Source organism: Xanthomonas sp. NCPPB 3570 (assembly GCF_056725115.1).
Window position 1 is genome coordinate 1,021,783 of the sequence record NZ_CM161513.1, and the last position, 19,890, is coordinate 1,041,672.

Annotated in this window: 16 protein-coding genes; 10 read left to right on the forward strand and 6 right to left on the reverse strand. The window is 69.9% G+C overall.

Going from position 1 to position 19,890, the window contains the following annotated elements; all coding sequences use genetic code 11:
- The first annotated feature begins 83 nt into the window (after positions 1-83).
- The 10 genes from AC1PLR_RS04530 to AC1PLR_RS04575 all read left to right on the forward strand — a co-directional run bounded on the left by AC1PLR_RS04530 (position 84) and on the right by AC1PLR_RS04575 (position 11,739).
- On the forward strand, positions 84-2,243 hold the full coding sequence (locus AC1PLR_RS04530) for a S46 family peptidase (RefSeq protein ID WP_481102799.1): 2,160 nt from the start codon (positions 84-86) through the stop codon (positions 2,241-2,243).
- 168 nt (positions 2,244-2,411) lie between these two features.
- Positions 2,412-3,056 carry a histidine phosphatase family protein gene (locus AC1PLR_RS04535; protein ID WP_481102800.1) on the forward strand — a complete coding sequence of 215 codons (645 nt, stop codon included), beginning with the start codon at positions 2,412-2,414 and terminating at the stop codon, positions 3,054-3,056.
- Between the two features lie 441 nt (positions 3,057-3,497).
- On the forward strand, positions 3,498-4,757 hold the full coding sequence (gene folC, locus AC1PLR_RS04540; RefSeq protein WP_481102801.1) for a bifunctional tetrahydrofolate synthase/dihydrofolate synthase: 1,260 nt from the start codon (positions 3,498-3,500) through the stop codon (positions 4,755-4,757).
- A 69-nt stretch (positions 4,758-4,826) separates the two neighbouring features.
- On the forward strand, positions 4,827-5,924 hold the full coding sequence (locus AC1PLR_RS04545; RefSeq protein WP_481102802.1) for an SPOR domain-containing protein: 1,098 nt from the start codon (positions 4,827-4,829) through the stop codon (positions 5,922-5,924).
- A gap of 95 nt (positions 5,925-6,019) precedes the next feature.
- Positions 6,020-6,781, forward strand: a complete 762-nt coding sequence (locus AC1PLR_RS04550) for a CvpA family protein (protein WP_481102803.1) — start codon at positions 6,020-6,022, stop codon at positions 6,779-6,781.
- Between the two features lie 28 nt (positions 6,782-6,809).
- Positions 6,810-8,276: an amidophosphoribosyltransferase gene (purF, locus tag AC1PLR_RS04555; RefSeq protein WP_010341100.1), complete on the forward strand. Its 1,467-nt coding sequence runs from the start codon at positions 6,810-6,812 to the stop codon at positions 8,274-8,276.
- A complete protein-coding gene (locus AC1PLR_RS04560) occupies positions 8,269-8,859 on the forward strand; it encodes a hypothetical protein (protein ID WP_481102804.1) in 591 nt (196 codons plus the stop codon). Before purF ends, AC1PLR_RS04560 begins: the two co-directional genes overlap by 8 nt.
- The gene (locus AC1PLR_RS04565) at positions 8,856-9,662 is read left to right on the forward strand and encodes a ferritin-like domain-containing protein (protein WP_481099996.1); all 807 of its coding nucleotides are present in this window, start codon (positions 8,856-8,858) and stop codon (positions 9,660-9,662) included. The genes AC1PLR_RS04560 and AC1PLR_RS04565 overlap by 4 nt, the downstream gene beginning before the upstream one ends.
- A 199-nt stretch (positions 9,663-9,861) precedes the next feature.
- On the forward strand, positions 9,862-11,106 hold the full coding sequence (locus AC1PLR_RS04570) for a zinc-dependent metalloprotease (RefSeq protein WP_481102805.1): 1,245 nt from the start codon (positions 9,862-9,864) through the stop codon (positions 11,104-11,106).
- Positions 11,107-11,247: 141 nt separating this feature from the next.
- A complete protein-coding gene (locus AC1PLR_RS04575) occupies positions 11,248-11,739 on the forward strand; it encodes a hypothetical protein (protein ID WP_481103525.1) in 492 nt (163 codons plus the stop codon).
- A gap of 143 nt (positions 11,740-11,882) precedes the next feature.
- On the opposite strand, the gene lpxH is transcribed toward AC1PLR_RS04575, so the two are convergent.
- The 6 genes from lpxH to phoR all read right to left on the reverse strand — a co-directional run bounded on the left by lpxH (position 11,883) and on the right by phoR (position 19,847).
- On the reverse strand, positions 11,883-12,620 hold the full coding sequence (lpxH, locus tag AC1PLR_RS04580; protein WP_209248747.1) for a UDP-2,3-diacylglucosamine diphosphatase: 738 nt from the start codon (positions 12,618-12,620) through the stop codon (positions 11,883-11,885).
- Positions 12,621-12,764: 144 nt separating this feature from the next.
- On the reverse strand, positions 12,765-13,289 hold the full coding sequence (locus AC1PLR_RS04585; RefSeq protein ID WP_481102806.1) for a phosphatase PAP2 family protein: 525 nt from the start codon (positions 13,287-13,289) through the stop codon (positions 12,765-12,767).
- Positions 13,273-14,406, reverse strand: a complete 1,134-nt coding sequence (locus AC1PLR_RS04590; protein ID WP_481102807.1) for a glycosyltransferase family 4 protein — start codon at positions 14,404-14,406, stop codon at positions 13,273-13,275. The genes AC1PLR_RS04585 and AC1PLR_RS04590 overlap by 17 nt, the downstream gene beginning before the upstream one ends.
- Positions 14,407-14,831: 425 nt before the next feature.
- A complete protein-coding gene (gene ppx / locus AC1PLR_RS04595; RefSeq protein ID WP_481102808.1) occupies positions 14,832-16,358 on the reverse strand; it encodes an exopolyphosphatase in 1,527 nt (508 codons plus the stop codon).
- 55 nt (positions 16,359-16,413) lie between these two features.
- Positions 16,414-18,510, reverse strand: coding sequence for a polyphosphate kinase 1 (gene ppk1 / locus AC1PLR_RS04600; RefSeq protein WP_010341112.1), 2,097 nt, complete (start codon positions 18,508-18,510; stop codon positions 16,414-16,416).
- Positions 18,511-18,521: 11 nt separating this feature from the next.
- Positions 18,522-19,847 carry a phosphate regulon sensor histidine kinase PhoR gene (phoR, locus tag AC1PLR_RS04605; protein WP_481102809.1) on the reverse strand — a complete coding sequence of 442 codons (1,326 nt, stop codon included), beginning with the start codon at positions 19,845-19,847 and terminating at the stop codon, positions 18,522-18,524.
- Positions 19,848-19,890: the final 43 nt, after the last annotated feature.

The following is a 19,890-nucleotide window of genomic DNA, read 5'->3' on the forward strand; positions in this document are numbered from 1 at the left end:
GCGGTCAGGGTGCCATTGGTCACGGTCCGGGCGATGGGTTGCAGCCGTTACACTCTAACGTCTGTCATCAAGGAAACCGCTCGATGCGTTCGAATTCGTTGGCTGTCGCCATCGCCGCCGTGGCCGCCCTGTCCGGCGCCTCCACCGCCCATGCCGGCGAGGGTATGTGGGTCCCGCAGCAATTACCGGACATCGCCGGGCCGCTGCAGCAGGCCGGCCTGAAGCTGTCGCCGCAGCAACTGTCCGATCTCACCGGCGACCCGATGGGCGCGGTGGTCTCGCTCGGCGGTTGCACCGCTAGCTTCGTCTCGCCGCAGGGCCTGGTGGTGACCAACCACCATTGCGCCTATGGCGCGATCCAGCTCAACTCGACCCCGCAGAAGAACCTGATCCGCGACGGCTTCAGCGCCGCCAGCCAGGGCGCCGAGCTGAGCGCCGGTCCGAACGCACGCATCTATGTGCTCGACCGCATCACCGACGTCACCGCGCAGGCCAAGGCGGCGATGGCCGCCGCCGGCACCGACGCGCTCAAGCGCACGCAGGCGCTGGAGGACTTCGACAAGGCCCAGGTCGCCGCGTGCGAAGCCGACGCCGGCTATCGTTGCAAGCTGTACAGCTTCTCCGGCGGCAACACCTACCGCCTGTTCCGCACCCTGGAAATCCGCGACGTGCGCCTGGCCTATGCGCCGCCGTCGGGCATCGGCAAGTTCGGCGGCGATGTCGACAACTGGATGTGGCCGCGCCACACCGGCGACTTCTCGTTCTACCGCGCCTACGTCGGCAAGGACGGCAAGCCGGCCGCCTACGCCAAGGACAATGTGCCCTACCAGCCCAAGCACTTCCTGAAGTTCGCCGAACAGCCGCTGGGCGCCGGCGATTTCGTCATGGTCGCCGGCTACCCGGGCCGTACCAATCGCTACGCGCTGGCCTCCGAGTTCGATGCCACAGCGAGCTGGGGCTATCCCACCGCCGCGCGCCAGTACCGCGACCTGATCGCGCTGGTCGAGCAGGCCGGCAAGCAGAACCCGGACATCCAGGTGAAGTACGCCGCGACCATGGCCAGTTGGAACAACGTCGCCAAGAACTACGAGGGCCAGCTGGAAGGCTTCAAGCGCATCGACGCGGCGGCCAGGAAACACGCCGAGGAAGACGCCGTGCTGGCCTGGCTCAAGCGCCAGGGCGGCGAGGGCAAGGCCGCGTTGCAGGCCCATGCGCAACTGCTGGCGCTGGGCGAGCAGGCCAAGGCCACCCGCGATCGCGACCTGGTGCTGCGGCAGATGCAGCGGGCCGGGACGCTCGGCAGCGCGGTCATGCTGTATCGCCTGTCGATCGAACGCGCCAAGCCGGATGCCGCACGCGAGCCCGGCTACCAGGAGCGCGACCTGCCCGAGATCGAGGGCGCGATGAAGCAGATGGAGCGCCGCTACGTCGCCGCCATGGACAGCCAGTTGCAGCGCTACTGGTTCGAGCAGTACCTGAAGCTGCCGAAGGCGCAACGCCTGCCGGCGCTGGACCAGTGGCTGGCCGGTGCCGATGCGCAGGCCGCCGCCACGCGCCTGGCCGGTACCCAGTTGGACAGCACCGAGCAGCGACTGAAGTGGCTGCATGCCGACCGCGCCGCGTTCGAGGCCAGCGACGACCCGGCGCTGCGCTATGCGGTGGCGCTGATGCCGACCCTGCTGCAACTCGAGCAGGATCAGAAGCGTCGCGATGGCGAGGAGTTGCTGGCGCGGCCGCGCTACCTGCAGGCCGTGGCCGACTACAAGAAGAGCCAGGGCGAGTTCGTGTATCCGGACGCAAACTCCTCGCTGCGCATCACCTTCGGCAACGTCAAGGGCTATTCGCCCAAGGACGGCGTGGAATACACCCCGTTCACCACGCTGGAAGGCGTGGTCGCCAAGGACACCGGCACGGAGCCGTTCGATTCGCCCAAGGCGCTGCTGGATGCGGCCAAGGCCAAGCGCTACGGCGGGCTGGAGGACAAGCGGCTGGGCACGGTGCCGGTGAATTTCCTGTCCGACCTGGACATCACCGGCGGCAACTCCGGCTCGCCGGTGATGGACGCGCACGGCAAGCTGGTTGGCCTGGCCTTCGACGGCAACTGGGAGTCGGTGAGTTCGAACTGGGTGTTCGACCCGGCGATGACCAGGATGATCGCGGTCGATGCGCGCTACCTGCACTGGATCATGCAGGAGGTGATGCCGGCGCCGCGGCTGTTGAAGGAGTTGAACCTGGCCAAGTGAGCCAGGTCCCGATGGGCGGCGGCCACGGCTGCCGCCCGTGTGTCCGCCCCGCCAGGCCGGGGCGAGGCACGGGGATGCCGCGCAGGGTTTCCGGCGACGGAGCGGGTATCATGCCGCTCCGTTTTCGTTTGCGAGACGGGCCCTTCCTCCCCCCAAGGATTCCAGCGCATGCGCATTCTGCTCGCCCGCCATGGCGAAACCCCGTGGAACGCCGAAGGCCGCTACCAGGGCCAGATCGACATCCCGCTGTCGCCGGTCGGCGACGCGCAGGCGCAGGCGCTGGGCGCACGCCTGCGCGAGGTGCCGCTGACCCGCGCCGTGGCCTCGCCGCTGTCCCGTGCGCAACGCACCGCGCGCTTCGCGCTGGGCCCTGAGCGCGAGGCGTTGCTGCAGACCGATCCGGACCTGCAGGAGATCGCCCATGGCGAGTGGGAAGGTCTGCTGGCCAGCGAGATCCACGACAAGGACCCGGCGCGTCTGCGCGCCTGGCGCGAGGAGCCGGATACGGTGCTGATGCCGGGCGGCGAGTCGCTGCGGCAGGTGCTGGAGCGCTCCTGGCGCGGCCTGGCCCGCGCTGCCGAGGGCCTGGTCGAGCACGACACGCTGCTGGTGGTGGCCCACGATGCGGTGAACCGGGTGATCCTGTGCCGGGTGCTGGGCCTGCCGATCGCGCGGCTGTGGAGTTTCCGCCAGGCGCCGACCACGCTGAATCTGCTGGAAGGGCCGGACGTGGAGCATCTCGAAGTGGTGCGCTTGAACGATTGCGCGCATCACACGCCGTTCTTCGGCGAGGCGAAGCATCGGGCGCTGTAGGACCGACATGATGCGCGTATAGCGTGCGTCGTCTCGTCGACGAGTTAATCCGTCCCGCTTCCGATGCGGTTTGTTTGGCCGTTGCCGTTGCCGTTGCCGTTGCCGTTGCTGTGCTTTTGCTGCCGCTTTTGCTTTGCTTTCCGGGATCCCGTGAGCCGCGGCACTTGGCATGGGCGAAAACCCCGAAGGGGCGGCGCGCAGGAAGCGCGCCGTTTTTCGCCGGCACATGGATGTGCCGTCGAAAAATGCCCAGGCCAAGTGCGAACCCGGAGCGCGCAGCGCGGAGGGCGCGGCGCCCGGGTGTGCTTTCTTTTGGTTACTTTTCTTTGCACAAGCAAAGAAAAGTGACTCGCGCGTCAGCGCGAAAGCTGTCGCTTCCAAAGCTGTTGCTTCTGACGAAGGCGAGCGAGCGCGCTTGCCTGAAAGGCTAGAAATACACAAATGAACACCCTCCCCGAATGGCTCGCCTACATCGAGCGCCAACACCCCCAGGACATCGCCATGGGCCTGGAGCGGGTGCGCGCCGTGGCAGCACGCATGCGCCTGACCAAGCCGGCCAAGCACGTCATCACCGTCGGCGGGACCAACGGCAAGGGCTCGACCGTCGCCTTCGTCGAGGCCATCGCGCGTGCCGCCGGCTGGCGGGTGGGCAGCTATACCTCGCCGCACCTGCTGCGCTACAACGAGCGTGTGCGCATCGACGGCGACGAGGCCAGCGATGCCGACCTGGTGACCGCCTTCGCGGCAGTGGAGGCCGCGCGCGGTGACACCGCGCTGACCTACTTCGAGTACGGCACGCTGGCGGCGCTGTGGCTGTTCCAGCAGACCAAGTTGGACCTGGCCGTGCTGGAAGTCGGCCTCGGCGGCCGGCTGGATGCGGTGAACCTGATCGATGCCGATGTCGCGGTCATCACCACCGTGGACATCGACCACACCGAGTGGCTCGGCACCGACCGCGAAGCGATCGGTGCGGAAAAGGCCGGCATCGCGCGGCCGTGGAAACCGCTGGTGCTCGGCGAGATCGATCCGCCCTCCAGCGTGCTGCGCCGCGCCTACGCGATCGGCGCCAATGCGCTGCGCGCCGGCAGCGACTTCTTCCACGAGCCGATCGACGCCGAACGCTGGCGCTGGCGCGATGTCGGCACCGAACTGCAGTTGCCGCTGCCGCAGTTGCGCGCGCCAGTGCAGCGCGCCAACGCCGCCACCGCCATCGCCGCCCTGCGCGCGCTGCGCCGGTCGCTGCCGCGCACCGCCTACGCCGAGGGCATCGCCGCCGCGCGCCTGCGCGGGCGCCTGCAGCCCTGCGTGCGTGACGGGGTGGAGGTGCTGGTCGATGTCGGCCACAACCCGCAGGCCGCGCGCGAACTGGCCGCCGCGCTGCAGGCGCAGCCGGTCGCCGGCCGCACCTGCGCGGTGTTCGCGGCCCTGGCCGACAAGGACGCCGCCGGGGTGGTGGACGCCCTGGCCGCACAGGTCGATGTCTGGCACCTGGCCGGCCTGGGCGGCAGCCGCGGCCAGAGCGCTATGCAGTTGCGCACGCGGCTGGCGGGCACGGCCGCCGCCGGGGCCGGCACCGCCGACAGCGTGGCGCAGGCGCTGCAATCGGCGCTGGCGCAGGCGCAGCCGGGCGACCGGGTGCTGGTCTTCGGCTCGTTCCATACCGCCGCCGAGGCGCTGCACTGGCTGCATTCAGCCGCCTGATCCCGCCTCCGCGCGGGCCGACCTTATAATCGGCACGGCACTCCGCCACGCCGCCCCCTCAGCCTTTCCGTGGATACCGTCCTGAAACAGCGATTGATTGGCGCCCTTGTCCTGGTAGCGCTCGCCGTGATCTTCCTGCCGATGCTGGTCAAGGGGCCTGCGCCCGACAGCGGCGTGGCCAACGTTCCGCTGAAGGCGCCCGAGGCGCCGGCCGACGGCCAGTTCGAGACCCGCGAGCTGCCGCTGGTGACCCCGGGCGACGCGCCCAGCGGCGGGGCAGTGGGCATGGCCAAGGCGCCCGGCGCCGCCGCGGCGCCAGCCGCCGCGCCGGCGCCGGTCCAGAACAATCCCGATGCCGCCGACCTCGCCGATCCTGCCGCTGGCAGCGCCGCGCAGCCGTTGCCGCCGAGCACGGCCGCAGGCAACTACGCGGTGAACTTTGGTGCCTACGCCACCGCCGCCGACGCCGATGCGGTGATCGCACGGCTCAAGCAGGCGCAACTGCCGGGCTTCCGCGAGCAGGCCACGATCGGCGGGCGCCAGGCCTGGCGGGTGCGGATCGGGCCGTATGCCGATCGCGCCCAGGCCGAATCGGTGCGCCTGCAGGCGGTCAAGGTGCGCAACGACGTCAATGCCCAGGTGGTGACCCTGGACGCGGCGCCGAGCAACGCCACCCCGGCCAGCGCCGCGCCGGCTGCCGCCAGCAACGTCGCCGCTGCCGCGCCCGCCGCCCCGGCCAAGACCGAGGCGCTGCCGCCGGAGCCGGCCAAGCCGGTCGCCAGCGCCAAGCCGGCCACGCCGCCGGTGACCAAGCCGGAACCGGCCAAGCCGGCCGTGACCAAGCCTGAACCCACCAAGCTGGCAACCACGCCGGCCACCGCGGCGACCGCCAAGCCGGCGCCGAGCGTGCCGGCCGCGCCGGCGGCCTCCGGCACCGGCTTTGCCGTGCAGTTGGGCGCCTTCGGCAAGGCCGAGGACGCCAATGCCCTGCGCGACAAGGTGCGCGCGGCCGGCTTCAGCGCCTTCGTCGAGCAGGTGCGTACCGACAAGGGCGCGCTGAACCGGGTGCGGGTCGGGCCGGTCGCCAACCGCGCCGATGCCGAGCAGTTGCGCGCCCAGGTGGCGGCCAAGGTCGGCATCAGCGGTATGGTACGTCCACATCCTTGATCGGGCTTCGGCCCACGGAGTAGCACGATGGTCCAGGGAAGGCAGGCGCGACGCGCGATCGGCGCGATGCAGCGGCTCGGCCGCGGGAGGCACGCATGATCGACATGGTGCTGTTGACGGTGATCCTGGTCTCGGCGCTGCTCGGCGCCCTGCGCGGGTTCGTCGGCATCGTGGTCGGCACGCTGTCCTGGTTCCTGGCCGGCTGGGCCACGTTCCAGTTCGGCGGCAATGCCGGGCGCTGGCTCGCCGATGGTGCTCGGCCCAGCATGAGCTATTACCTGGGCGGCTACGCGCTGACCTTCGTGACGGTGATGGCGGTGGTCGCCATCGTCGGCATGGTGATCCGCACGGCGGTGCGCTCGACCGCGCTGTCGGGCACCGACCGCGCGCTCGGCTTCGGCCTGGGGGCGGCGCGCGGCGGTTTCTTCGCCGCGGTGCTGGCGTTCCTGATGAGCTTCACGCCGCTGACCCGCGAGCCGGACTGGCAGCGCTCGATGGTGCTGCCGGTGCTCAGCCCGGGCGTGGGCTGGATGCGCGCGCAGCTGCCGGACTGGCGCATGCCGCAGATGCCGCAGTTGAACCTGTCGCAGATGCCGCAACTGAACGTGTCGCAGATGGATTTGGGCAACGTGCCCGCGGCAGGCGATAATGCGGCGTTGGGCAACGCCCTGCAGGCCAGTGGGCTGCAGGAGATGATGTCCAAGGCCCTGGGGCGTCCCGGGGTGCGGTCCGCGCAGCCCGGGGGCGATCCGTCGCAACTGATGCCCGCGAACATCGATCCGGCGCAGGCGCGTCCGGCGCAATCCGACCCGGCACGGGTCGAATCCAACGGCCAGGCACGGCCACCTTCCCAATAGCGGCATCCCCGCCGCGGAGAGCGTTGACATGTGTGGCATCGTCGGAATCGTCGGCAACCAGAATGTGGCCGGGCAGCTCTATGACGGCCTGGCCGTGCTGCAGCACCGTGGCCAGGACGCGGCGGGCATCGCCACCGCCGACGGCACCCGCCTGCGCGTGCAGAAGGCCAACGGCCTGGTCCGCGACGTCTTCGACGAGAAGCGCATGGCGGTGCTGGAAGGCCGTGTCGGCATCGCCCATTGCCGCTATCCGACCGCCGGCTCGGAGGGCATGGACGAGGCGCAGCCGTTCTACGTGAATTCGCCGTACGGCATCGCGCTGGCCCACAACGGCAACCTGGTCAATACCGAGGCCCTGCGCCAGCAGGTGTTCGAGGCCGACCGTCGCAACATCAACACCGACTCGGACAGCGAAGTGCTGCTGAACGTGTTCGCCTACGAACTGGACGCGCAGCGCATGCTGACCCCGGAAGCGGCGATCCGTGCGGTGGCCGGCGTGCACCGCCGCTGCAAGGGCGGCTACGCCGTGGTCAGCGTGGTGCTGGGGCTGGGCCTGGTCGCGTTCCGCGACCCGCACGGCATCCGCCCGCTGGTGCTGGGCAAGCGCGAGGGCGTGGAGGGCGACGAGTACATCGTCGCCTCCGAGTCCTCGGCGCTGGACATCCTCGGCTTCACCCGCGTGCGCGACGTGCGGCCCGGCGAGGCGCTGGTCATCACCGGCCGCGGCGAGCTGTTCTCGGAAGTGTGCGCCTCGCCGACCGACCACACCCCGTGCATCTTCGAGTACGTGTACTTCGCGCGCCCGGACTCGATGATCGACAACGTCTCGGTGCACAAGGCGCGCATGCGCATGGGCATGAAGCTGGGCGAGAAGATCCTGCGCCTGCGCCCGGACCACGACATCGATACCATCATCCCGATCCCGGACACCTCGCGCGACGCCGCGCTGGAGATCTCCAACGTGCTCGGGGTGAAGTACCGCGAGGGCTTCGTCAAGAACCGCTACATCGGCCGCACCTTCATCATGCCGGGGCAGGGCGAGCGGGTGAAATCGGTGCGCCGCAAGCTCAACCCGATCCACCTGGAATTCCGCAACCGCGTGGTGCTGCTGGTCGACGACTCGATCGTGCGCGGCACCACCAGCCGGCAGATCGTGCAGATGGCGCGCGACGCCGGCGCGCGCAAGGTGTACCTGGCCAGCGCCGCGCCGCCGGTGCGCTACCCCAACATCTACGGCATCGACATGCCGGCCGCCGACGAACTGGTGGCGCATGGCCGCAGCGAGCAGGAGATCCAGGAGTTCCTCGGCTGCGACTGGCTGATCTACCAGGACCTGGAAGACCTGGAGACCGCGGTGCGCGAGGGCAATCCGGAGCTGAAGACGTTCGACTCCTCCTGCTTCAACGGCCAGTACACCACCGGCATCGAATCCGGCTATTTCGAGCGGATCATGCAGCTGCGTTCGGACGAGGCCAAGCGCAAGCGCCGTGCCTGAGTCCCGCGGCGCACGCGCCCGCGCGTGGCCCCTGTTCGCGCTGGCGGGCCTGGCCGCGCTGTGCGGCGGCTGCGCCGGCGACGACGCCACGCGGCCGGTGCGCATGCTGGACGATCCGCGCCTGCGCGACGGCAGCGTGCCGAGCGCGCAACTGACCGCGCTGCAGCTGTACATGACCCCGGACCAACTGGCGCTGCTGCAGCCGGACTACCGCGCGCCGCTGGCGATCGTCGGCGCGCAGCGCATCGGTGACGACTTGCTGCTCCTGCGCCTGCGCGCGCAGCGCTCCTCCGACGATGTGCGCGCCGATGCGCCGCAGTGGGGATATGCGGTCGATTGCCGCGACGGCACCTCGCGCCTGCTCGCCGCCGGCATCGGCGTCGACGCCGGTTGGCCATCGGGCGCACCGCTGGCGCAGATTCCGGAACCGGCGGCGGCCGACCGCCGCAGCGCCTTCGCCCTGGCCTGCGCGCATCGCGTCGACTGCGTGTTCAAGGTGGCCGGCAACCGTTGCGAGCAGGCCCAGCGCACCTGGCTGGAACGGCGCGAGGCGGCCGCGCATCCGCCGGCGGCGGCGCCGTGAGTGGCGACCTGTACCAGGCGGCGCGCGCCTGCCTGGACGCGGCCGACCCCGACGAGAAGGTCGCGCTGACCCAGCGCCATGCGGCGGCCTGGCGCGAGGGTGCGCTGGCAGTGCCGGCCACGGCGCCGGCACCCGAGCCGATCCGCATGCCGGGGCGGCCGCCGCGGCCGCTGCTGGTGCATCCGCGCGAACTGCCGCGGCGCGGCCTCGGCAGTGCCGAGGGCCGCGCCGCCTTCATCCACGCCATCGCCCACATCGAGCTCAACGCCATCGATCTGGCCTGGGACGCGGTCTACCGCTTCCGCGGCCTGCCGCCGGCGTTCTATGCCGACTGGGTGGCGGTGGCGGACGACGAGTCGCGCCATTTCGTGCTGCTGCGCGACCGCCTGCGCGCGCTGGGCCACGCCTACGGCGACTTCGCCGCGCACAACGGCCTGTGGGAGATGTGCGAGAAGACCGCGCACGATGGCCTGGCGCGGATGGCGCTGGTACCGCGCGTGCTGGAAGCGCGCGGCCTGGACGTGACCCCGGGCATGATCGCCAAGCTGCGCGCGCTCGGCGACGACGCCACCGCCGACATCCTGGAGATCATCCTGCGCGAGGAAGTGGCACACGTGGCCGCCGGTTCGCGCTGGTACCGCTGGTACTGCGCACAGGCCGGGATCGAGCCGCGCGCCCGCTTCGCCGCCCTGCTGCGCGAGTACGCCGGCGGCTACCTGCATGGCCCGTTCAACCTGCAGGCGCGCCTGCTGGCGGGGTTCGACGAGGACGAATTGCTGGCCCTGCAGCAGCAGGCCGGCTGAGGCGGCGGGATTCTTCAATACGGCATGAGCGCCAGGCGGCGCTTTTTTGTGACCTCTATCTCCGAGTTGCGACCCGGCTGCATTTGTTGCTTGCGCTGAACGGTGGCTGAGCGGCTAATCGAACTCCCCCGCGCGGCCTCCCCCGATCTGGCCGTGCGCGGGGCGACGTTCGTCCCTACTCACCACCCAGGAGTCCGACATGAAGTCGATGTGCAGCCTTACCGCGATGCTTGCCCTGTGTGTCGCCGGTTCCGCCTCCGCAGCCGGAACGCCCCTGTTCCAGAGCAGCCAGTACGTGTCCAAGTCCATCGCCGGCGAGCCGGCGCTGAGCCGCCTGCTGGCCAATCCCGCCACCAGCGCGGTGCAGCGGGTCGGCGTGAATGCCGCCGCCGTGACCGCCGGACAGCAACAACTCGAGCTGGACCTGCTGGGCCAGCGCATCACCGCCACGCAACTGAAGACCGAGCAACTGGAGGGCGGCAACAGCATCTGGTACGGCAATCTCGGCAATGCCGCGGTGGCCCGGACTCGTGCGCTGTCCGGCCTGGATCCGCTGAACTCGGCGATCCTGGTACGCAGCGGCGACACCATCACCGGCAGCATCCGCAGCAACGGCACGCTGTTCCACCTGCGTCCGGTCGCCGGCGGCGGCCATGTGCTGGTGGAAGTCGACGAACGGCGCATGCCGGCCGAGCATCCGGCCGACTACGCGCTGCTGCCGACCGTGCAGATGCCGCAGTCTGTGATCGACGAACGCGTGACCGCCGCCGGCGCCTCGTCCGGCTCGCCCGCGACCATCCGCGTGCTGGTGGTGGCGACCAACAAGGCGGTGACCAGCTATGGCGGCAACATGCAGTCGCTGGTGCAGCTGGCGGTGGCCGAGTCCAACCAGGGCTACACCAACAGCAACGTCGGCATCACCATGCAGCTGGCCGGCTACGAGACCACCAACTACACCGAGTCCGGCGACTTCAACACCGATCTGACCCGTTTCCGCGGCACCAGCGACGGCTACATGGACAGCATCCATACCTCGCGCAACAACACCGCGGCCGACGTCGGCGTGCTGATCATCGACAACTCGGCCTATTGCGGCCTGGCCTCGGGCATCGGCTCCACCGCCGCCACCGCGTTCGCGGCGGTGTACTGGGATTGCGCCACCGGCTACTACAGCTTCGCCCACGAGATCGGCCATCTGCAGAGCGCGCGCCACGACGTGGCCACCGACTCCAGCACCTCGCCGTACGCCTACGGCCACGGCTATCGCTACGGCAACAGCTGGCGCACGATCATGGCCTACAACTGCACCAGCAGCTGCCCGCGGCTGAACTACTGGTCCAACCCGAACGTGTCCTACAACGGCGTACCGATGGGCAACGCCAGCACCGCCGACAATCAGCGCGTGCTGGTCAACACCAAGGCGACGGTGGCCGGGTTCCGCTGAGCCGGCCCGCACGTGGCGCAGGCCGCCTGCCTGCGCCACGTGCGGCGAAGACAGCCGGAGCGGACGCGGCGGCGCCCGCTTCGGCTATGCTGGGAAGCGGTGCCGGCACGGCCGGTGGCGACCGACTTCCTGGGAACGACGATGTTCAAGCGCATGCGACTGCCGGCCGCGCTGCTGCTGGCGATGCTGAGCGCGGGCTGCGGCCCCGCCCCCGACCGGCAGACCGACACGCCGTCGCCGACCGCCAAGACCGAGGCGCCACGGGCCACCCCGCCGGCCGCGCCCGCCGACACCTTCGACGACCAGCGCGCGATCGACCTGTTGCAGGCGCGCCTGTCCGCCGATCACGCCTATCCCGACCTGCAGTGCCTGGGCTACGCCGTCGAGGACGACGCGAGCGCGGACGACGCGGCGGCCGCTGCGGATGCGGCCGCCGCAGCACCCGCAGCGATCGAGATCGCGGTGCGCGAGAAGCACGGCGACGGCTGTCCGGGCGACCCGCAGACCGAGCCGGTCCGCGACCGTTTCCGCGTTGAGCGCTCCGGTGCGATCGGCTGGTACGACGTGGTCGACGGCGACTTCGTCGATTACGCGCAATGGCGGCAGCAGCGTGCCGGCGGCGGCCTGCCCTGAGCGCTGGTGTTCGTACCGTGCTGTAGGCGTGGCTGCGCCGGCGCGTGGCGAGGAAGTGCGGATGGACGGTGCTGGGTCGACGCTGGTCGGCGTCGACGCCGTTCGTGCTGCCGGCCCGATCGCGGCCGCGCCGGACGTTGGCGCTAGAGCTGTTGCAGCTTGCAGCCCTGCGCATCGACGCGCAGCACCGAACCCTGTTCGTACCAGTCGCCGAGCACGATGCGGGTGCAGGCGCGGCCGTCCACATCCAGCGCATGCACCGCCGGGCGATGGGTGTGGCCATGGATCATCTTCGCCACGCCGTAGCGGGCGAAGGTGGCGGCGACTTCGCCCGGGGCCACGTCGGTAACGGTCTCGAACTGCGCGCTGTCGTCCTGCTTCAACTCGGCCTGGCGCGCCTGGCTGGCGGCGCGCGCCTGCTGCGCGTAGGCGATGCGCGCGGCCAGCGGCTGCGCCAGGAACTGCTGCTGGAAGGCCGGATCGCGGGTCTGCGCACGGAACGCCTGGTAGGCGGTGTCGTCGGTGCACAGCAGGTCGCCGTGCAGCAGCAGGGTCGGCTCGCCGTACAGGTCGATCACGCAGGGATCGGGCAACAGGCGCAGACCGGCGCGCTGCGCGTAGTCGGCGCCGAGCAGGAAGTCGCGGTTGCCGTGCATGAAGAACACCGGCACCCCGGCCTGGTGCAGCGCGTGCAGCTCCAGCGCCACCGCATCGGCCGCCTCGGACGGCGTGTCATCGCCGATCCAGGCCTCGAACAGATCGCCGAGGATGTACAGCGCCTCGGCCTGCCGCGCCTCCCCGCGCAGGAAGTCGAGGAACAGCGCGGTGATCGCCGGCCGTGCCGGGTCCAGATGCAGGTCGGAGATGAACAGCGTGGTCATTTGGCCATTGTAGTACGGCCGGGATTGGGGATTCGGGATTTGGGATTGGATGAAGCCGCGAGTGCAGGCGTTGCCGCTCCTACGCTGACCGCTGGGATGGTCGGACGCCATCCCGAATCCCCAATCCCGAATCCCGGCTCCTCATCAAATCAACCACAACGACACGCCCGCCAGCGCCACGCCGATACCGATGGCGGCGAGCACGTCGCTGGGGTAGTGCAGGCCCAGGACCACCCGCGACAACGCCACGCAGACGATGAAGGGCACCAGCAGCGGCGCCAGCCAGGGGTAGTAGGCGAGGGCGACGATGCCGAAGGACACCGCGTGCAGAGTGTGGCCGGAGGGGAAGCTGAACTCGTCCAGCGGCGCCACCCAGGCGCGGATGCGCAGGTCGGCGGCGTACGGGCGCGGGCGCCGGGTCCAGCGCTTCAGGCCCTTGTACAGGCTCAGCGCGACCACGCCGGTGGCGGCCATGTGCGCGGAGGCGAACACGCCGTCCATGCCGTCGCACAGCACCAGCAGGGTCATCAGTGCGTACCAGAACACGCCGTCGCCCAGGCGGCTGATCACCGCGAAGAAGCGCCGCACCGAGCGTCGCCGGCACCAATGGTTGGCGCGCCGGCACCAGCGGGTCTCGTGCCCGCGCAGGATCTCAAGCCGCGTCGACATGCGTCCTCCGGGTGTTCGCCAGTTCGGTGAGCAGTGCGTCGAAATCGGCCACCACGCGCTCCGGGCGCAGTTGCTGCATCGACGCGCAGGCCGCCTCGCCCAGCCGGCGGCGCAAGGCGTCGTCGCTGCCCAGGCGCAGGGCGGCGGCGATGAACGCCTCGTCGTCGGCCACCGCCGCGCCGTTGAGGCCATCGCGCAGGTATTCGCGTGCCGCGCCGTAGTCGAAGGCGACCGTGGCCACGCCGCTGGCCATCGCCTCCAGGGTCACGTTGCCGAAGGTCTCGCTGCGGCTGGGGAACAAGAACAGGTCGCCGCTGGCGAAATGCCGCGCCAGCGCATCGCCGCGCTGGATGCCGCAGAAAATGAAGTCCGGGTTCTCCTGCGCCAGGCGCTCGCGCAGCGGGCCGTCGCCGACCCAGACGAAGCGCGCGCGCGGGCGCAGCTGCTGCAACTGGCGGAACGCACGCACCGCCAGCGGCAGGTTCTTCTCCGAGGCGATGCGGCCCACGTACAGCACCGCGCAATCGTCGTCGTGCAGGCCCCACTGCGCGCGCAACTGCGCATCGCGGCGCTGCGGCTCGAACTGCTTGCTGTCCACTGCGCGCGCCAGCAGGCGTACCCGCTCGAAGCCCTGGGTGGCGAGGAAGTCGCGCAGCTCGCGGGTCGGCACCAGGGTCGCCTGGGCCTGGTTGTGGAAGCGCCGCATCCAGCGCAGCGCGGTCGACTGCAGCCAGGCCGCGCCGTACTGCGGCAGGTATTCGTCGAAACGGGTATGGAAGCCGGTGGCGATCGGAATGCCCAGGCGCCGCGCGCTGCGCAGCGCCGACCAACCCAACGGACCCTCGGTGGCGATGTACACCGCATCCGGCGGCGCCGCCTGCCACAGCTTGGTCAGGCGCCGCGGCGCGGGCAGGCCGAACTTCAGTCCGGGATAGCGCGGCAGCGCCGCACCGCGCACCAGCCGCAGATCCGCCGGGTCGGCATCGCCGACCTGGCGCGGACGCACCACGTCGACGGTATGGCCGCGCGCGCGCAGCCCCAGTTCCAGCCCCTGCACGGTCAGCGCAACGCCGTTGACCTCAGGGGGATACGTCTCGGTGACGATCGCGTAGCGCATGCGGGGGCTCCGGTTTGACTAAGCCTCGCGCACCGCAGTGAAGCGAACATGTCCAGCGCATGTAGGAAAGATGACGCCAAACGCCGGGATTCGGGATTCGGGATTCGGGATTTTCGCGAGTCCGTCGCCGTGCCGCTTTCTGTGGGAGGGGCTTCAGCCCCAACGCGGTATCGGTAAGGCGTCGGGGCTGAAGCCCCTCCCACAAAAAGCCGCGGTGTCGCGGCTTCAGGGAGGGCGGCTTTTCTTTCAAAACCCGCACTTTTTTCATCAAATCGCTTGACCGCGATTTGACCGCGGACAGCATGCTGCAATCCCGAATCCCGAATCCCGAATCCCGAATCCCGAATCCCGAATCCCGAATCCCGAATCCCGAATCCCGAATCCCGAATCCCGAATCCCGAATCCCGAATCCCGAATCCCGGCTTTCAAGCCACAAACGGCCGGAAATTGATCCCCAACCCCGCCATGCCCTCGACCTCGCCGATCAGGTCGGCGCGCTGCAGCGGCCGCGATTCGATCCACGGCTGCGACAGGATCAGGTGCAGGTTGGCGCCGTCGGCCTTCAGTTCCAGCGCCGGGATCGGGTCGGCCTCGTGCGCGCGGTGCAGCAGCACCGCCAGGCGCAGCAGCGCGGCCTTGCGCTTGGCGCTGAGCAGCAGGCGGTCGGGCAGCGCGTCGAACGCGGTCTTGGAGACGTTGCGGCGGTGCGTGCGCACCAGCGTTGCCAGCACCTGCTGCTCCTGCCGCGAGAAGCCGGCAATGTCCGAGTGTTCCAGCACGTAGCCACCGTGCACGTGGTACTGGCTGTGCGCGATGGCCTGGCCGAGTTCGTGCAGGCGCGCGGCCCAGCCGAGCATGCGCGCGTCGTCGGCATCCAGCGCCCAGTCGCCGGCGACCTGGTCGAACAGCGCCATCGCGGTGTGCTCCACGCGCGCGGCCTGCGCTTCGTCGATGCCGTAGCGCTGGGTGAGCGCGGCGATCGCGGTTTCGCGCGGATCGTTCTCGCCGCCGCGGCCGAGCATGTCGTAGAGGATGCCTTCGCGCATGGCCGCCTTGCTCACCATCAGCCGTTGCAGACCCAGCGCCTGGAACGCCGCTTCCAGCACCAGCACGCCGCCGGCGATGATCGGCCGGCGGTCGGCGGACAGGCCGGGCAGGTCGATGTCCTCGATGCGCTTGGCCAGCAGCAGGCGGTCGCGCAGTTGCGGCAGCGCCTCGGCGGTGATCGCGCCCTTGGTCAGCTTCATCGCCGCGCAGATCTCGCCGATCGCCTTGTGCGTGCCGGACGAGCCCAGCGCCTCGTGCCAGCCCAGCGCACGGTACTGACCGGCGAACTGCTGGAACTCGGCGCCGATCTCGGTCAGCGCGTCCTTCCACTTTTTCTTGGACAGCTTGCCGCCCGGGAAGAAGCGCCGCGTGCTGGCGATGCAGCCGGCCTGCAGGCTCTCGCGTTCCAGGGTCTGGAAGCCGCTGCCGATGATGAACTCGGTGGAGCCGCCGCCGATGTCGATCACCAGGCGGCGTTCGTTCGGCTTGGGCGGCTGCGCATGGGCCACGCCCAGGTAGATCAGGCGCGCTTCCTCGCGGCCGCTGACCACTTCGATCGGATGGCCAAGCGCGGTTTCGCCGGGAATCAGGAAGGTCTGCGGCGAGCGCAACTGGCGCACGGTATTGGTGGCCAACGCACGCACCCGCAGCGAAGGCAGGTCGCGGATGCGCTGGCCGAAGCGCGCCAGGCATTCCAGCGCGCGCTGCCGCGCCTCGGCGGACAGCCCGCCCTTGTTGTCCAGGCCGTCGGCCATGCGCACGGTCTCGCGCAGGCGGTCCACCACCCGCAGCTGCCCGAGCTGATAGCGGGCGATGACCATGTGGAAACTGTTGGAACCCAGGTCGATGGCGGCCAGCAGGTCGCCGTCGCGCAGCGGCGGATGAGTGGGGGAGGTGGCAGGCATGGCGGAATGGTAGCCGATGCGCGGCGCACGCCGTGGAGACGGCGCCGCGCTGCGCTCAGAGCCCGTCGAGAAGGGCCAGTTGCGCCGAATGCGGCGGCTGGTCCTGGCCCGGGGCCAGCTTGCGGTAGTTGCCGTCGGCGTCCAGTTCCCAGGCGTTGAGATTGTCAGCGAGGTAGTTCTGCAGCACCTCGCGGTGAATGCGCTTGACCAGGTCCGGATCGAGGATCGGGAAGCCGGTCTCCACGCGCCGCAGCAGATTGCGTTCCAGCCAGTCGGCGCTGGCGCAGAACAGTTCCGGCGCGCCGTCGTTGCCGAACCAGTAGACCCGGCTGTGCTCGAGGAAACGGCCGACGATCGAGCGCACCCGGATGTTGTCGGACACGCCCGGCACGCCGGGGCGCAGGGTGCAGGCGCCGCGCACGATCAGGTCGATCTTCACGCCTGCCTGCGAGGCCGCATACAGCGCGCGGATCACCTGCGGCTCGTTGAGTGCGTTCATCTTGGCGATGATGCGCCCCGGGCGGCCGGCGGTGGCCAGCTTGGTCTCGCGTTCGATCCGGTGCAGCACGCCCGGGTGCAGGGTGAAGGGCGATTGCAGCAGGCGCTTGAGGCGGATCTTCGGCGCCAGCCCGGACAACTGCTGGAACAGCAGGTGCACGTCGTTGCCGATGTCCACGTCGGCGGTGATCAGGCTCAGGTCGGTATAGGCGCGCGCGGTGCCGCTGTGGTAGTTGCCGGTGCCCAGGTGCACGTAGCGGCGCAGCTTGCGGCCCTCGCGGCGCACGATCAGCAGCATCTTGGCGTGGGTCTTGTAGCCGACCACGCCGTACACCACCTGCACGCCGGCTTCCTGCAGGCGGTCGGCCAGGCCCAGGTTGGCCTCTTCGTCGAAGCGCGCGCGCAGTTCCACCACCACGGTGACGTCCTTGCCGTTGCGCGCTGCCAGCACCAGTGCATCGACGATCGCCGAGTCCTTGCCGGTGCGGTACAGGGTCTGCTTGATCGCCAGTACGTTGGGGTCGACCGCGGCCTGCTTGATCAGGTCCAGCACCGCGGTGAAGGCGTCGAACGGGTGGTGCAGCAGCACGTCGCCGGCGGCGGCGATCTCGAAGATGCCCTCGCTGTCGCGCAGCGTGCGCGGGTTCATCGGCGGATACTTCAGGTCCGGGCGCTGCACCAGGTCGTAGACCTGGTTGACCCGGCTCAGGTTGACCGGGCCGTTGATGCGGTAGACCGCGTTTTCCGGAAGCTCGAAGTTCTGCAGCAGGGTGCGCACGATCGACTTCGGGCAGTCCTCGGCGATCTCCAGCCGCACCGCCGGCCGGTAGCCGCGGTTGACCAGTTCGTCGCGCAGCGCCAGCGCCAGGTTCTCCACTTCCTCTTCGTCCACCACCAGTTCCGAGTTGCGGGTGACGCGGAACTGGTAGGAGCCCATCACCTCCATGCCCGGGAACAGCTCGTCGACGAAGGTGGACAGCACCGAGGACAGGAACACGAAGCTCTGGCCGCCCTCGGCCAGGCTTTCCGGCAACTGGATGATGCGCGGCAGCGAGCGCGGCGCGCGCACGATCGCCAGGTGGCCGACACGGCCGAACGCGTCGGTGCCCTTGAGCACCACCACGATGTTCAGCGACTTGTTGAGGATCTTCGGGAACGGATGCGCCGGATCCAGGCCCAGCGGCGACAGCACCGGCATGATCTCGTTGCGGAAGTAGGCGCGCAGCCAGCGCTTCTGCCGCGCGTTCCAGGAATGCCGGCCGAGCACGCCGATGCCGGCGTCCTTCAGCGCCGGACGCAGCACCTCGTTCCAGCAGCGGTACTGCTGGTCGACCAGTTGCGCGGCGCGGTCGTGGATCGCGTTGAGGATGGCGTTGGGGCTCATGCCGTCCGGCGCCGGCGGCAGCCCGAACTCCTGGGCATGGCGCACGGTGGCGGCGCGGATCTCGAAGAATTCGTCCAGGTTGGTGCAGGAGATGCACAGGAAGCGCAGCCGCTCCAGCAACGGCACCTGCGGGTCCTGAGCCTGTGCCAGCACCCGGAAATTGAAATCCAGTTGCGACAGTTCGCGGTTGAGGTACAGCGCCGGATCGCGCAGCGGATCGCTGGGAACGTCCGGTGGCGGCGTGGGCGGCAGGGCGGCGGCGCGGGGCATGGCGATACTCGTTAGGCGGAGGTCAGGGTGGCATGGTCGTGCCGCGGATGCACGCGCCCGGCGCCGAAGTGACAGGAGAAGGTGCTGCCCTTGCCGACTTCGCTCTCGATCTCCAGCCGCGCCTGGTGCAGGCCGAGCACGTGCTTGACGATCGACAGGCCCAGGCCGGTGCCGCCGCTCTCGCGCGACCGGCTGCTGGAGACCCGGTAGAAGCGCTCGGTGATCCGCGGCAGGTGATGTGCGGGAATGCCGTAGCCGCTGTCGCGCACCGACAGCACCGCGCCGTCGCCCTCGCGGGCGAAGGTGATGCGGATGGTGCCGCCGGCCGCGGTGTAGCGCACCGCGTTGGTGACCAGGTTGGAGAAGGCGCTGTGCAGTTCCTTGTTGGAGCCGATCAAGTCGCAATCGGCCTCGTCGTGGACCTCGATGCGGTGCCGGCCCTGGCTGTGCGCCTCGGCCTCGCGGCGCAGCGTGGCCAGCATCGGCGCCATCGCGATCGACTCCTCGTTGGCGTGCTCCTGCGATTCCAGCCGCGACAGGGTGAGCAGGTCCTCGACCAGCTGGGTCATGCGCTGCGACTGCTTGCGCATCTCGGCGATCATCGGCCCCGAATCCGGGAAGTCCTCCGGATCGAGCATGTCCAGATAGCCGTGGACCACGGTCAGCGGCGTGCGCAGTTCGTGCGAGACGTTGGCGACGAAATCGCGGCGCACCTGCTCCAGTTGCAGCAGCTTGCTGACGTCGCGCGCGACCAGCAGCCAGTGATCCTCGGAATAGGGGATCAGGCGTAGGTTCAGGCGCAGGCGCTCGTCGACCGGCGAGGGCATGTCCAGCATCGGCTCGGCGTTGCGGCCGGCGCTGAGCCAGTGCGCCAGCGGCATCGGCTGCAGCCGCTCCACCACCGGCGCGCCGAGGTCGCCGGGATGGCGCAGGCCGAGCAGGCTGCCGGCCGCCTCGTTGAACCACTGGATGCGCTGGCTGTTGCGGTCCACCACCACCACCGCGTCGGGCAGCGCGGCGGCGGCGGCGCGGTAGGCGCGCAGCATGTCCAGCAGGCGCCGCTTGCGCACGCGCATCTCCGCCTGGCTGCGGTACAGCAGCCGGTCCAGTTCGTTCCACACGCCGGTGCCGGCCGGCGGCTCCCAGCGCTGGCGCGCGGTCAGTCGCCGCAGCACCCGTCGCAGCCGCCAGTAGTGCCAGCCCATCACCCCCAGCGACATCAGGGTCAGCGCCATCCACACGTGGCCGCCGATCCAGCCGACCAGCAACGCCAGCAGCAGCATGCCGGCGAGCGTGCCGAGGGTCTTCAACCAGGCGGAGCGGATGTGGCGGGGCATCGGGAACGCACTCTGTCGCAAAGGATCGTGATCCGTCCGCCGT

Bases quoted from the DNA above. Each gene is read 5' to 3' on its own strand.
- AC1PLR_RS04530 (WP_481102799.1), top strand. From the start codon at position 84: ATGCGTTCGAATTCGTTGGCTGTCGCCATCGCCGCCGTGGCCGCCCTG.
- AC1PLR_RS04535 (WP_481102800.1), top strand. From the start codon at position 2,412: ATGCGCATTCTGCTCGCCCGCCATGGCGAAACCCCGTGGAACGCCGAA.
- folC (WP_481102801.1), top strand. From the start codon at position 3,498: ATGAACACCCTCCCCGAATGGCTCGCCTACATCGAGCGCCAACACCCC.
- AC1PLR_RS04550 (WP_481102803.1), top strand. From the start codon at position 6,020: ATGATCGACATGGTGCTGTTGACGGTGATCCTGGTCTCGGCGCTGCTC.
- purF (WP_010341100.1), top strand. From the start codon at position 6,810: ATGTGTGGCATCGTCGGAATCGTCGGCAACCAGAATGTGGCCGGGCAG.
- AC1PLR_RS04570 (WP_481102805.1), top strand. From the start codon at position 9,862: ATGAAGTCGATGTGCAGCCTTACCGCGATGCTTGCCCTGTGTGTCGCC.
- AC1PLR_RS04575 (WP_481103525.1), top strand. From the start codon at position 11,248: ATGTTCAAGCGCATGCGACTGCCGGCCGCGCTGCTGCTGGCGATGCTG.
- lpxH (WP_209248747.1), bottom strand. From the start codon at position 12,620: ATGACCACGCTGTTCATCTCCGACCTGCATCTGGACCCGGCACGGCCG.
- AC1PLR_RS04585 (WP_481102806.1), bottom strand. From the start codon at position 13,289: ATGTCGACGCGGCTTGAGATCCTGCGCGGGCACGAGACCCGCTGGTGC.
- AC1PLR_RS04590 (WP_481102807.1), bottom strand. From the start codon at position 14,406: ATGCGCTACGCGATCGTCACCGAGACGTATCCCCCTGAGGTCAACGGC.
- ppx (WP_481102808.1), bottom strand. From the start codon at position 16,358: ATGCCTGCCACCTCCCCCACTCATCCGCCGCTGCGCGACGGCGACCTG.
- ppk1 (WP_010341112.1), bottom strand. From the start codon at position 18,510: ATGCCCCGCGCCGCCGCCCTGCCGCCCACGCCGCCACCGGACGTTCCC.
- phoR (WP_481102809.1), bottom strand. From the start codon at position 19,847: ATGCCCCGCCACATCCGCTCCGCCTGGTTGAAGACCCTCGGCACGCTC.